Origin of the sequence: Streptomyces sp. MCA2, from assembly GCF_023544705.1 — a bacterium.
In the GTDB taxonomy this organism is placed as follows: Bacteria; Actinomycetota; Actinomycetes; order Streptomycetales; family Streptomycetaceae; genus Streptomyces; species Streptomyces decoyicus.
Genome location: NZ_JAMJFM010000057.1, coordinates 50,977 through 63,581 on the forward strand (window position 1 = coordinate 50,977; position 12,605 = coordinate 63,581).

A 12,605-nucleotide genomic window follows, 5' to 3' on the forward strand; every position below is an offset into this window, starting at 1 on the left:
GTAACCCCTGGCGGGCGCACGACGGCAGGGATTACGGGACAGCCCTTAGGACTCCACTGCGACCTGGTGAGCCAGGTCTGTCTGCGAGTGGGGGAGAGAGGTCGTCGGTAGTGGCAGCGTCCGGCCTGCGCTCTTGAGGTCAGCCTCGGGTCAGGCAGAAGGGGTGCCCGGCCGGGTCGGTGAAGACCCTCCATCTGTCCCCGCCCGGTTGGTGCTCCGGCTTCATCGCGCCGCACTTCACCAGCAGGGCCTCGGCCTCGTCGAGGTCATCGACCGCGAAGTCGAGGTGGAACTGTTGTGGTGCGGCCTGGTCGGGCCAGCGCGGAGCCCGGTAGTCGTCCACCCGTTGGAAGCCGATGACGAGCCCGTCCTCGCGGACGAGTCCAGCGAATTCACCGTTGGATCCCGGGGCGAGTGCGTGCCCGGTGACCTCCCGGTAGAAGGCGGCCAGTGCCTGGGGATCGGGGCAGTCGAGTGTGATCGCCGTCAGCTTCAACTTCGGTGGCATGGCGACTCCATGACGTCCCTCACGCTCTCGGAAAAGGAACGTCACACCCTACGGATCAGCTGCACACTCCGCGACTGCTTCTCCGTCGTCACACGCCGAGGTCCCCGGCCGGGATTCCGGTCGGGGACCTTCGTGCGCTGCACAGGGCGCCGAGGAAAGGGGGCCGCGGAAGTGGCGGCCGGTTTCCTGGTGCCGGTTATCCGGCCGTTCCGAAGTCCTGCGTCCAGTAATCGTCGGGCTGCGCGTGGCCCACGCCGATCTCCTTGAACGAGCAGTCAAGGATGTTCTTCTTGTGGCCGGGGCTGGACATCCAGCCCTTCATGACCTCCTCGGGCGTGGAGTAACCGTAGGCGACGTTCTCGCCGTAGGAATTCCACTGGTAACCGGCCCGGGTGATCCGGTCATCCGGCGAGGAGCCGTCGGAGCCCGTGTGCGACATATTCCGATGGTCCGCCATGTCCTTGCTGTGGTCCTGGGCGGCCTTCGTCAGTTTCGCATTCACGGTCAGCTTCGAGCACCCGGCCTTGCTGCGCTCTTCGTTGACGAGTTCGACCACGCGGTCCGTGGCGGCGGAAGCCTTGGCAGTGGTTTTCGAAGAGCTGGTGGTCTTCGAAGAGCTGGTGGTCTTCGAAGCGGCAGGAGCCGCGGCGGGCTTCTGAGCTGCCCCGGTGGCCGTCTTGGACCACTCGTGCGCCTTCGATGCCCGGTGCTCGAAAGCGGCATTCCGCCAATGACCGTGGTGGCGGCCGGCCTCATTCTCCTGCCCCAGACACGCCATGGCGGCGGAGGGCACGCCGACAGCGCCTATGGCCAGGGCGGCGACGGTTATCTGCCGGTAGCGCCGCGTCCTGCGATGTTTCCTCATGCGTGACCTCAATCGGTAATTGCGGAGCGTCCCTGGCGCGGCTGGCTCTGTGCAATTCACGCGCCTGAGCTGCGGAGACGCCTTGCGGGTCGCATTCTTCGGGCCGCGTGCGGACAAGGCAACAAAGTCTGAGTACTACTGCGCTTAGTAGTGCCGGACGCCTCTTGTCATGACGGTGCGGGCGTGCTGTCGAATTCGTCGATCTTTCGCGAATTCCTGTTGCCCCGTCAGGAGCCGTTATGCGCTGACTGCGCGGGCGGGGATGGGGGGCGGGTCGAATGTCACTTATCCCCGCGTGGGGTATTCATAGGCCAAGACGGACAAATCTCTTATGTCCCACGCGCGTCATCTACTATCCGGCTTAGTTAGTGCGGAAGGGGGCTATGACGCATGTCACGAGACGGCGGAACCGCACGGCGCACCCCGGCGTCCACCAGGGCATCCGAAGATCGTGAACGCCTACGGAGGACCCGAACCGTGACGGAAACGGCTACGCGCTACCTCTACCTCGCACGGCACGGTGAGGCCTCGCCGGATGAGACCGAGCTGACGGACCGCGGTCGCCGTCAGGCCGTACTGCTCGGTGAGCGGCTCCGGCGCACCCCGCTCTCCGTGTGCCATCACGGGCCACTCCCGCGCGCGGAGCAGACTGCCCGGCTGGTCTGCGACAAGCTCGACGACGTTCCCCTCTGCCCGTCGGCACAGGCCGGGGACTATGTCCCCTACCTGCCGCAGAGGCACGAGCTGCCTGCGGAGTCGGCCGACGACATGCTCCACCGCCTGGCCCAGTTCCCGGCGGAGGAGCGTGAAGGTGGTCCGGAGCTGGCCCGGGAAGCTCTCGCCCGGTTCGCCGGACCGGTTGCCGGTGGCGCACCTCGTCACGAGCTTCTCGTCACCCACAACTTCCTGATCGGCTGGCTCGTCCGAGCCGCCCTCGACGCGCCCGAGTGGCGCTGGATGGGCCTCCACCACGCCAACGCCGCGCTGACCGTCATCCGCTACGCGCCCGGCCGGCCCGCATCCCTGCTCTTCTACAACGACATGGGGCACCTCCCCGCGGAGCTCCGCTGGACCGGCTTCCCGCCCGAACTCCACGTCTGAGTCAACGGTCGCGCTGACAGGCCGAAGTGCCCCTGTGCGGGGCGCTGTCTGTCTTCCTTGTGGCGGCCAGGTGAGTCGCCCCGACCCGGCACGGTGCTTCCCGCGTCCGTCATGCGTCGCGACGTACATTGCCGATGGGTCCGCCTCGGCCTGCCTCACGAGATCGGAAATCTGCCATGAACTGCTATGACTGCACGCCGGCCGGAACCGCCGCCGCGGTGGCGATCTGCCGGAACTGCGGTGCCGCGCTGTGCCACCAGCACGCCTGGTCCGCACCGCAGACCGTGACCCGGGTGCAGGGCGTAGGCCAGAGCACACTGCCGGACCCGGCACGCCGCATCGTGTGCAAGATCTGCCGGGGAGCGACACAGTCGATCTGAGCGAGCCCCGCGGCGTCCTCGTCGTGGCAGGGGCGCGCGTCGGAGGGCGGTGGCATGATGCGGCCGATGACGACCTTTGTGCTGATTCCAGGTGCGGCGTGTGACTCGTGGCATTGGCATCTGCTGGCCGCGGAGCTGCGGGCCAGGGGCCGTGACGTGGTGAGCGTGGATCTGCCGTGCGACGACGACGCGGCAGGCCTGGACGAGTACGCGGACGCCGTCGTCGCCGCGGTTGCGGGGCGGGGTCAGGGGCAGGGGCGGGGGCGGCTCACGCTCGTGGCGCACTCGTTCGCCGGGTTCACCGCGCCTCTGGTCTGCGCGCGGGTACCGGTGGATCTGCTGGTGTTGCTGGCCGCGATGGTGCCCTTGCCGGGTGAGGCGCCGGTGGACTGGTGGGCGGCGACGCGCCACCCGGACGAGCAGATCAGGCGGGCCGGGCGGGCCGCCCAGAACGCGGGGGCGGATACGGCGGGCAAGCCGGTGCCGGAGTCCGCTGTGCCGGGATCCGCCGCGGATCCGTTCTTCCAGGATCTGCCGCCGGAGCTGGCGGCCGAGGCGGCGGTCCGGTGGCGGCGGCAGTCCGAGACCCCTGCTTCGCGGCCCTGGCCGATGGCGGCCTGGCCCGCGGTGGCGACCCGCTTTCTGCTGTGTCGTCAGGACCGCCTCTTCCCGGCACCGTTCCTGCGCACAGTGGTGACGGAGCGTCTGGGGGCGGCGCCCGACGAGATGGAGGGCGGGCACTTCCCGATGCTGTCCCGTCCGGCCGAGCTGGCCGACCGGCTGGAACGCTACAGCCGGACGGCGGCCGGGTGACGGTCTCAGCGGGCCGCCCGGGCCGTCCGGGCCGTCCGGGCCGTCCGGGCCGTCCGGGCCATCCGGGCCATCCGGGCCGTCCGGGCCGTCCGGGCCGAAGAGAAGCGACCTCAGGGGGAGGGGGAAGGCGCTCCCTCAGCCATGCCTTTCCCCTCCCTGCCAAGGCGCCGTAGTCGCTCCTCAGGCGTACGGGCACGCGCGACGGCCCGACGCGGCACCTCCGACACCACTCAGGTCGCTACCACCTCGCTGCCCCGGCCGCTCCGCTGCCGTGCGGTCCCTGGCCGGTTGAGCGGTGGGTCGAGCGCTGGGCTACGGGGTGAGTCGAGCGCCTCAAGGCTGTTCGGAGGCCGCCGCGTTCCCGTGGGGAAGGTGGGCGAGGGCGGCGATCAGCGGCACCGGCAGGTACGCGGGCCACTGGGGCCGGGCGGCCTGGTAGGCGACGTACCCGAGCGAGACGCTGGCCTGCACCTCATCGGCCGTCTCTGCCTGGTACACCACCCGGCAGTGGCCCGATGCCTTCTTGGCGCGCTTCCACAGTGCCGGCGCGGGTTTTCTCTCCGCCTCGGTTCGGGGCGTGAAGATCCGGTCGCCGAAGTCCGACCAGGCGAACGGGCGGGTGTCCGCCCAGTCCTTGTCGATCACCTTCTTCAACTCCGCCGCCCGCTCCGCGTCGGTCGAGCCCCACGACGACGGAACGTTGGTGATCAGCCCGACGGGGATGTGGCGGGCACGCAGCGCGCGCAGATATCCGGCGGCTCCCGGCATGTACCGGACGCTCTTGTCCTCGGCCGTGTGCACCAGCGTTTCACCGAGGTCGAAATACACCACGGCACACCCGCCGGCCCGGCCTCCTTCCCCGGCGGCGCGCGGTACGGCCTCGGCGGCTCCCGCGGTCGGCACGGCTAACGCCGCCACGCCGCCCAGGGCGAGCAGCATGCGCCAGGTGACTCTGCGAGCGGATGTCTTCTTCATGGGGGATGCCTTTCCCGTAGGGGGGCATCCGATCGTACGCGCCATGTGCACGTCATCGGTGGGTTCGATGGAGTCAGGCCATGGTTCTCAGCCTGAGGCCATGGATCTCAGCCTTGGGAAAGAAGGTTCTGAGTAGCCGTACTCATGACAGCGCCCTTCGGCGGCCATGACGCTGGAGCGGATGACCTGGCGCGGTCAAGAAGTTGCCCCGTTGTGCGGTGCTGTGTCGGTTTCGGCCGGTGTGTGTGCCGTACGGCCGGGGCTTGTCCGTCCGCCCCCGGCGGTGCCGCGCCGACCCGTACCCGATGTCTTCGAGGCTGATCCATGAAGGCCATGTCCACGTCCCGCACGCTTCCCCCGGCTCTGGCCGCGGGGGTGCTCGTCGCCCTGGCTCTGTCGGGGCTGGAGCCGCATGACCGCGCCACGTGGATCATGGAGACCTGCTGGGTGCTCGTCGGCCTGCCGTTGCTGGTCCTGGTGTGGCGACGCTTTCCGCTCAGCCCGCTGCTGTGCTGTCTGCTCGCCGTGCATGCACTGGTCCTGATCGTCGGCGGCCACTACACCTACGCAGAGGTCCCCCTGGGGCACTGGCTTCAGGACGCTCTGGACCTCTCCCGCAATCCCTACGACCGCATCGGGCATCTGGTGCAGGGCTTTGTGCCCGCCATCCTGGTCCGCGAACTCCTGGTGCGCACGTCCCCGCTGCGCGGCAGCGCATGGCTGGCCCCGCTGACCGTCTGCGCCTGTCTGGCCTTCAGCGCGTTCTTCGAGTTGATCGAGTGGTGGGCCGCGCTGGCCGGCGGATCCGCCGCCGACGCCTTCCTCGCCACGCAGGGGGACCAGTGGGACACCCAGTGGGACATGGCCTGCGCCCTCCTCGGGGCGGTCGTCTCGCTGCTGCTCCTCAGCCGCCTCCACGACCGCCAGCTCGCCCGCTACGGGGCTGGAGAGGGCCCGAGCGCGGTACGCCCGGCTGCCTGATCCCGCTCCGGCCAGGTGAGCGGGTGGTGAGCCGTTCCGGGAAGCGCGGTCCTTGTCGTTCTCACGTCCGACAAGGGCCGCTCGCCGTTCTTACGACCTCAACGATCCCGGGTCCGGGACGAGGTATCCGGTGGCGGCCCGGTCGGCCCGGTCGGCCCGCGAGGTGAACTGCCCACCGACTCCACGACGTTCCCTCACCCGCGAGCGGGGAAGGCGTTCCCTCACGCCCGAGCGGAGAAGGGGCAGGCCCAGTCGGCCGGCTTGCGCCGGCCCGAATAGCGCCGGGCCTCGGAGAGCTGCTCGTACTCCATGAGATTGGGGTTGATATTTCCCTGGAGCTCGATGTCCTGCTTGCGGATCTTCTCCTGGAGCCGGTCCCACAGGCCCGCGGCCTTTATTCGGTCGAACTGGTTGTGGGAGTTGAAGGCGAGCATCGGGAAGGGCGGGCGGCGGCCGATGCGGCTGTGCGTCTCATGCAGCCCGATCACGAAGAACGGGTGCCCGGCGACGCTGTACGCGAAGGCGCCGGACGACGGGTCGCGGTCGTAGCCCTCGGCCCAGGGATGCGTGAGGCTGTCATGATCGTGGACGCCCTGGAGCTGCTGCCACATCAGCGCCTCGAACTCGATGTCCGTCACGTCGAGGGGGCCCGAGAAGGTGGCCACGAAGCTCGTGAAGGGCTTGGCGGCCCAGTCCACCGTCTGCACATACGCCTGGAGATCAGCCGCCATGTCCCGGGCGACTTCGTCATCCCCGAACCACGTGTAATGGCGGTGGGTGATGCCACCTTGTCGCCACGCCGAACGACCGGCGAGGCAGGGGAAGGCGTCGCCGAGCAGGAACCGTCCGACTTCGGTGGCGGCGTCAACTTCGGTGGCGGCGGTGGCGTCAACCGTCATGTTCGTGACCTTCGGTAAGGGGGGCAACACCCCTGGTGGGGGCCCTGCGGCGGGGGGACCCTGGCAGTCAAGATCGGGCAGGGCCGGTTCGTCAAGACTCGGCCGTATTACCCCTCTGCGGCTGCCCTTGCCGACGGCGTCTGCACCGCTTTTGCGGTGATTTGACCCCTATCGGGCCGCGACAACGTCTCGGCCGCCGGACAGCTCGCTCTCCCCACAGGGCTTCTTATAGATCTTCATCGTCTCAGACGTCCGGGCACCTGATCGCCACGGTGGCCCTCGGCGTCCCCGAGCCCCGCTCCGCCAACCCCTCTGTACCGCTCCGCCCGCCCCTCGTCGGGCTGCTCCCGGCGTGCGGCAGGCGCCCGTCCCCCGCTCCGCCCGCCGATCGCGGACGGTCCGTCGCACGCCGGCCGCGCCCCGTCTGCTGGCTGCGCGGGGCAGCACCGGCAGACGGGAGCGGGACCCGGGTCAGGCGCGGGCGGTCGCGGCCTCCTCATGGGCATCTGCGGCATCGGTTTCCTGGGCCTCGGTGCCGGCCTGGGGAGCGGCGGCGGGGAGGGAGTAGAAGACGCTCCTGCCCTGCTTGCTGCGGTGCGCCAGACCCTTGGCGACGAGCGAGGTCTCCAGGGTGTTGCGCACGGCGGTCTCCGGTGCCGTGTGGTCCGGGTGCTCCTGCGCCAGCAGCTTCGTCAGCTCCGTCACCGTACGCGGCTGCTCGTCGAGCAGTCCGAGCACGCGGTCGACGCGGGTGGAGTTCCGCTGCGGGGCCTTGCCCTTGGCCGGTGTGGCCTTCCGTGCCTTCTTCGCGCCGGCCGCTGTCTTGGCCGCCTTGGCCGGGGCCTTCTTCGCCGGCTTGACCTTCGGCGCGGCAGACTTTGCGCGTCGCGCCGCGGGTACGGTCACCGGTTTTGTGGCCGTGGCATCGGTCTCCACGGGCTGCGGTGCGGCAACTGCTTCTTCCTGAGGACTCGTTCCGAGGTGCTGTTGCAGGTCCTCCAGTTTCGATCGGAGCTTCTGTAGCTCGTCGATCTCCTTCGTGATGCCCTTCAGCTTGGCGGCCACCTGCACAGCGAATTCCGAGTCTGACATGAAACAGCCTGCTCTCTCTTGCCTGATCGATCTACGGTTGGCTGGATGTTACTCATCTCGCTCCGCAATTAACCCGGCCGCGCTCCGTTTTGTCGTGGGGCGCATGCTGTCCGCACTCGGATACGCGACCGAACAAGCCCACCATCATGGGGCGTTCGGATGCTGCCCAACCCGTCTTTAGCAGTCAAGAAAGGGGACTTGAATGAGCCATACGGGCATTGGCTGCGGCCCCTCACCGGGTTGACGGAGGACCTTAACTCCGTCCGGTTGTCACTCCTTTGAGTCTTTCCCCCGGCGCTTCCGCCATGGTCTCGGCCCTCCTGCCGGGGGTGGAGTCACTGCGACGCGACGGCATCGATGTCAGATCGTTGCCCCAGGAGTGGAGCATCTCGACACCCTGGCCGACCGGCAGGCAAGGCTGACCGCCGAGTCCGGGCGCCGGCGCACCATCGGTCGCCGGTCGCCTTTTCCCTGTCGCGCTGCGGGGGGCGTCCCACCCCGCGTAGTCCTCGGATGGTCCACCCTCACGTGCGCGGCACAGAGACCCGTTGTAGGACGGACTCGACGGGTGTGGCGGTGGGAGGAGCGGCTCGGGATGAACATCGTTGTTGATCTCAATCGATGTCAGGGGTATGCGCAGTGCGCCTTCGTCGCTCCCCGTGTCTTCACGATGCATGGCGAGGAGGCCCTGCTGTACACCCCGGCCGTACCGGACGACCAGCAGGAACGTGTCCTTCGTGCCGAAGCCGCGTGTCCGGTGCAGGCGATTCTTGTGGGCGAGGAGGCGGGCGCCGGTGCACGCTGAACCACGCGACGGCCGCATCGTGATCGTCGGAGCGTCGCTCGCGGGGCTGCGGGCCGCCGAGACGCTGCGCGAGGAAGGGTTCGCGGGCTCCCTGACTCTGATCGGGGAAGAGCCGCACACCCCCTATGACAGACCGCCGTTGTCCAAACAGGTGCTGCTCGGGACGGTGCCGGCGGACAGGACCGGGCTGCCGCAGCGCCGTGACGTGGACGCGCAGTGGAAACTCGGTGTGCGCGCCACCGGACTCGATCCGGTCGGGAAACAGGTTCTCCTCGCCGACGGTGAGAAAGTGCCCTTCGACCGGCTGCTGATCGCCACCGGAACCCGTGCCAGGCCCTGGCCGAACCCGGCCGAGGCCGCCTTGGACGGGGTGTTCACCCTGCGCACCGTCGAGGACGCCGGCCGTCTTGCGGAGCGCCTCGATGCCGGACCGCGAAGGGTCCTGGTCGTCGGTGCCGGGTTCACCGGGTCGGAGATCGCCTCCGCCTGCCGGGAGCGCGGTCTCGAGGTGACGGTCGCGGAGCGGGGCCCGGCGCCGCTGGTCGGGGCACTCGGCGGCACGCTGGGTGCGCTGGCGGCGAAGTTGCAGCGCGCGCACGGTGTCGATCTGCGGTGCGGGGTGACCGTCACCGCGCTGGAGGGCGACGGCCGGCTCACCGGCGCCCGGTTCTCCGACGGTACGAGGATCGATGCCGATGTCGCCGTGGTGGCCCTCGGCGCGGTCCGCAACACCGAGTGGCTGGCCGAGTCGGGGATCGCCGCGGGCCCGCGAGGAGTGACCTGCGACGCGGGGTGCCGGGCCTTCGACATGTACGGGATCGTCACCGACGACGTCTTCGCCGCCGGCGACGTGGCCCGGTTCCCGCACCCGCTCTTCGAGTATCAGCTGCTCTCCCTGGAGCACTGGGGCAACGCGGTCGCCCAGGCCGAGGTGGCGGCCCACAACATGATCAATGCGGGGCCGCGCAGACGCCCCCATCTGACGGTTCCGGCGTTCTGGTCCAGCCAGTTCGGCCTCAACATCAAGTCGGTCGGAGTGCCCACCTTCTCCGATCAGGTGGTCATCGCCCAGGGGTCACTGAAGGACGCCCGCCTGGTCGCCGTCTACGGCTACCGGGGACGCGTCACGGCAGCGGTGAGTGTGAACCAGGCCAAGTCGCTGGAGTACTACCAGCGGCTGATCGAGACGGCGGCGCCGTTTCCGCCGGCGCCGGGCGCCGCCGACCAGATCGAGTCCCCCGAGCCCGTCCCGTCCGACGTGCCGGACCCGAAGGTGCTCTCGCACGGTCCGACCGTCGCCCTCACCGGTCATCTGCCGGACCGCCGGCTGACCTTGGTGCAACCGGCCCGCTGAGTCCACCGCCCCTCCCTAGCGATGAGGAGCCCGCGCATGGCTGCGGACACCCTGTTCCACCGGATCACCGACTACGCCAACCGTGCGGACCCCTATCCGCTGTACGCCGAGCTCCGCGAGGCGAGGGTGGCACGGCAGGAGGACGGCAGCTACCTGGTCGGGACCTACCACGACATCGAAGCGCTGCTGCACGACCCGCGGATCAGTTCGGACCGCCGCAAGCGCACCGTCCCGGACGAGACCGCCGAGGAGGGGCTTCCGCCGGCCTTCATCGGCCTCGACGACCCCGAACACCACCGGCTGCGTGGCCTGGCGATGCGCTCCTTCGGCCCGCCCCACACGCCGGACCGGATCGACGGCATGCACGACGAGATCACCAGGATCGTCAAGGACCTCATCGGCTCCTTCCAGGGCAAGGAGCTGATCGACGTCGTCGACGACTTCGCCTACCCGCTCCCCGTCACGGTGATCTGCCGTCTCCTGGGCGTACCGATCGAGGACGAGCCGCGCTTCCGTGAGTGGTCGGACGCGATCGTCGCCGGCATCGATCCCACGCCCGGGGAGGACCCCACCGAGCGTCCGCGCGCGGCCGCGGAGGCCCGCAAGGCGATGGGCCTGTACCTCGGTGAGCTCGCCGAGAAACGCCGTGCCCATCCGTCCGACGACATGCTCTCCGCATTCGTCGGCGGAGACAGCGTCGGCGGCGACAGCTCCGAGGGGCAGCTCACTCCGCTCGAAATCATGACCACCTCCGTGCTGCTGCTCATCGCCGGTCACGAGACCACCGTCAACCTGATCACCAACGGCATCCTCACCCTGCTGCGCCACCCCGATGAGCTGGCACGCCTGCGCGCCGAACCCGCCTTGATGCCGCACGCGGTGGAGGAACTGCTGCGCTACGAGCCTCCGGTCCAGATGCTGCCGCAGCGCACCCCGTTGGCCGACATCGAGGTCGCGGGTGTCACGATCCCCCAAGGCGCGCCCCTCATCCTGCTGCTCGCCTCCGGCAACCGCGATCCCCTGCGGTTCCCTGACCCCGACCGCTTCGACCCGACCCGCGACGACCACCAGCACCTCGGCTTCGGCAGCGGCGTCCACAGCTGCTTCGGCGCGCCACTCGCCCGTCTGGAGGCGCAGATCGCGCTGAACGAGCTCATCCAGTACCTCGACCACCCCCGCCTGGTCGCGGACCCGCCTCCTTACCGGCGCAGCCCCGTACTGCGCGGCCCCCGGCACCTGCTGGTCGAGAACGGCTGAGGGCGTCCAGGGCGCCTGCTGAGGTGCCCGGCTGGATCAGCCCGCCGCCGGCTTTCCGAAGGCCGCCACGATCAGGTCCCTCACGGTCCTGTTGGTGTCCTGGCCCTTGGCGTTCGTGGAGTTGACGCTGTACACGAGGGTGCGCGAGGTAGCCGACCAGGGTCGCGGGTTCCAGGTGCGGGTCGCGCGGGATGACCCATGGCACCGACACCGCCGCCTGGACCAGCAGTGCGCTCCCGATGTCCGCCGGCCATGGACCGGTGTCCGGCAGCGCCCGTATCCGTGCCCCTGCACCCCGTATGTTCATGAGCCGAGCAGCTTACGCCTGACGGCAGGAGCCGGCCTCGGCGGCCGGTCCCACCCGTCCGTGAGGGCCTGGAGCGGAGGGTCAGCGGGCGCCGAGCCGGGTCAGGACTTCGTGGGCGGCCCGCTCGCCGGAGCGCACCGCTCCCTCCATCAGCCCGTGCATCAGCGTTGCCGACTCGGTACTGGCCCAGTGGATCCGGCCCACCGGCTCCCGCAGCGCGCTGCCGTAGTTGGTCAGCGTGCCGGGCGGGAAGTGGCCGATCATCCCGCCCAGCGACCACTGCTGGGAGGACCAGTCGGTCTCCAGATACTGGGTGGGACGGCGTGCCTGCGGACCGAACCGCTCGGCCAGCGAGTTCAGCCAGACCTCTCGCCGCTCGGCCGGGTCCAGGCGAGAGATGCGCAGGGCTCCGGTGCTGAACGCGTAGCTGCTGAGTACACCTGGCTGTCCCGACCGAGGCGTCTGGTCGATGGTGAGCTGGACGGCCGACTGGGGCGCGAGCGTCTGTCCCGACAGGTGCTGCTCGCGCCAGAACGGCTCCGGGTACGCCGTGTGCACCCGCATGATCGCCCCTGGTACCACGCGCTGCAACAGATGGCCGCACGAGGTGGGAAGCGGCGGGTCGAAGCAGATCCGCCCCGCCAGCACCGGCGGCGCCGCCACGATCACCCGCTGCGCCCGCACGACGCGCGAGGTGGAGACGACCTTCACGCCGGTGCCGTCGTGCGCGATCTGCTGAACGGGGCTGGACAGGTGCACCCTGTCTCCCAGGCGCTCGGCCATCCGCCTCGCCAGTTCGGGGGCTCCGCCGTCCACGAGATGGGTTTCGGTCCTGCGGGAGTCGGTGTAGTAGCTGAAGCCGCCGCCGCCCCTGGCCAGGGTGAGGGCGCCCAGCAGCGAGACCTCCGCCGGGTCGGTGCAGAACAGCAGATTCATGGCCGACCCGAGCAGGGTGCGGGCGGTCGCCGAGGGCACGTTCAGCGGGCCGGAAAGCCACTGCCCGAGCGTACGGGCGTCCCGCGCCCGGGCACCCCGGGCGCGCCAAGGGGCATCCGGCGGGAGGCGCCGCGCCATCAGATTCAGCCGCACCAGCGCCAGACCGAGGGCGATCAGCGTCCCCGGGCCCACGGAGGGGATACCACCGCGGTAGCGGTGGTTGACCCCGTCCAGGCGCAGGATGTGAGCGCCCCGCTTGTACTGGGGATAGACCTCAAGGCCCAGCTCCTTGCAGAGCTGGAACATGCGGTGCTGTCCCTTGCCCAGCCAGG

Annotated in this window: 13 protein-coding genes; 7 read left to right on the forward strand and 6 right to left on the reverse strand. The window is 69.7% G+C overall.

The genetic code is table 11. The features are described from left to right. Positions 1-139: 139 nt before the first annotated feature. Positions 140-508: a VOC family protein gene (locus tag M8I34_RS34190; RefSeq protein WP_250056348.1), complete on the reverse strand. Its 369-nt coding sequence runs from the start codon at positions 506-508 to the stop codon at positions 140-142. Positions 509-704: 196 nt separating this feature from the next. Continuing rightward, positions 705-1,373, reverse strand: coding sequence for a CAP domain-containing protein (locus tag M8I34_RS34195; protein WP_250056350.1), 669 nt, complete (start codon positions 1,371-1,373; stop codon positions 705-707). A gap of 477 nt (positions 1,374-1,850) precedes the next feature. Here M8I34_RS34195 and M8I34_RS34200 point away from each other — a divergent pair, with 477 nt between their 5' ends. The 3 genes from M8I34_RS34200 (at position 1,851) to M8I34_RS34210 (ending at position 3,667) form a co-directional block, all read left to right on the forward strand. Further along, positions 1,851-2,474 carry a histidine phosphatase family protein gene (locus M8I34_RS34200; RefSeq protein ID WP_250056352.1) on the forward strand — a complete coding sequence of 208 codons (624 nt, stop codon included), beginning with the start codon at positions 1,851-1,853 and terminating at the stop codon, positions 2,472-2,474. 176 nt (positions 2,475-2,650) lie between these two features. Next, the gene (locus M8I34_RS34205) at positions 2,651-2,854 is read left to right on the forward strand and encodes a DUF2180 family protein (protein WP_250056354.1); all 204 of its coding nucleotides are present in this window, start codon (positions 2,651-2,653) and stop codon (positions 2,852-2,854) included. Positions 2,855-2,920: 66 nt separating this feature from the next. After that, positions 2,921-3,667: an alpha/beta hydrolase gene (locus tag M8I34_RS34210; protein WP_250056356.1), complete on the forward strand. Its 747-nt coding sequence runs from the start codon at positions 2,921-2,923 to the stop codon at positions 3,665-3,667. A 333-nt stretch (positions 3,668-4,000) separates the two neighbouring features. Here M8I34_RS34210 and M8I34_RS34215 read toward each other — a convergent pair whose 3' ends face one another. Further along, positions 4,001-4,642, reverse strand: coding sequence for a hypothetical protein (locus M8I34_RS34215; RefSeq protein WP_250056358.1), 642 nt, complete (start codon positions 4,640-4,642; stop codon positions 4,001-4,003). Positions 4,643-4,975: 333 nt separating this feature from the next. Here M8I34_RS34215 and M8I34_RS34220 point away from each other — a divergent pair, with 333 nt between their 5' ends. Next, the gene (locus tag M8I34_RS34220; RefSeq protein WP_250056360.1) at positions 4,976-5,623 is read left to right on the forward strand and encodes a DUF2238 domain-containing protein; all 648 of its coding nucleotides are present in this window, start codon (positions 4,976-4,978) and stop codon (positions 5,621-5,623) included. 221 nt (positions 5,624-5,844) lie between these two features. Here M8I34_RS34220 and gntA read toward each other — a convergent pair whose 3' ends face one another. Next, positions 5,845-6,522 carry a guanitoxin biosynthesis heme-dependent pre-guanitoxin N-hydroxylase GntA gene (gene gntA, locus M8I34_RS34225; protein WP_250056362.1) on the reverse strand — a complete coding sequence of 226 codons (678 nt, stop codon included), beginning with the start codon at positions 6,520-6,522 and terminating at the stop codon, positions 5,845-5,847. A 471-nt stretch (positions 6,523-6,993) separates the two neighbouring features. Continuing rightward, positions 6,994-7,614, reverse strand: coding sequence for a hypothetical protein (locus M8I34_RS34230; RefSeq protein ID WP_250056364.1), 621 nt, complete (start codon positions 7,612-7,614; stop codon positions 6,994-6,996). A gap of 595 nt (positions 7,615-8,209) precedes the next feature. Between M8I34_RS34230 and M8I34_RS34235 the strand changes: the two genes are divergently transcribed. The 3 genes from M8I34_RS34235 to M8I34_RS34245 are packed head-to-tail and all read left to right on the forward strand — an operon-like array spanning position 8,210 to position 11,030. Next, positions 8,210-8,419 carry a ferredoxin gene (locus tag M8I34_RS34235; protein ID WP_250056366.1) on the forward strand — a complete coding sequence of 70 codons (210 nt, stop codon included), beginning with the start codon at positions 8,210-8,212 and terminating at the stop codon, positions 8,417-8,419. After that, the gene (locus M8I34_RS34240) at positions 8,409-9,773 is read left to right on the forward strand and encodes an FAD-dependent oxidoreductase (protein WP_250056368.1); all 1,365 of its coding nucleotides are present in this window, start codon (positions 8,409-8,411) and stop codon (positions 9,771-9,773) included. The genes M8I34_RS34235 and M8I34_RS34240 overlap by 11 nt, the downstream gene beginning before the upstream one ends. 36 nt (positions 9,774-9,809) lie before the next feature. Beyond that, on the forward strand, positions 9,810-11,030 hold the full coding sequence (locus M8I34_RS34245; RefSeq protein WP_250056369.1) for a cytochrome P450: 1,221 nt from the start codon (positions 9,810-9,812) through the stop codon (positions 11,028-11,030). 388 nt (positions 11,031-11,418) lie between these two features. Here the strand turns inward: M8I34_RS34245 and M8I34_RS34250 are convergent. Then, positions 11,419-12,605 (reverse strand): FAD-dependent oxidoreductase (locus tag M8I34_RS34250; RefSeq protein WP_250056371.1); only part of this gene is annotated, 1,187 nt, incomplete at its 5' end.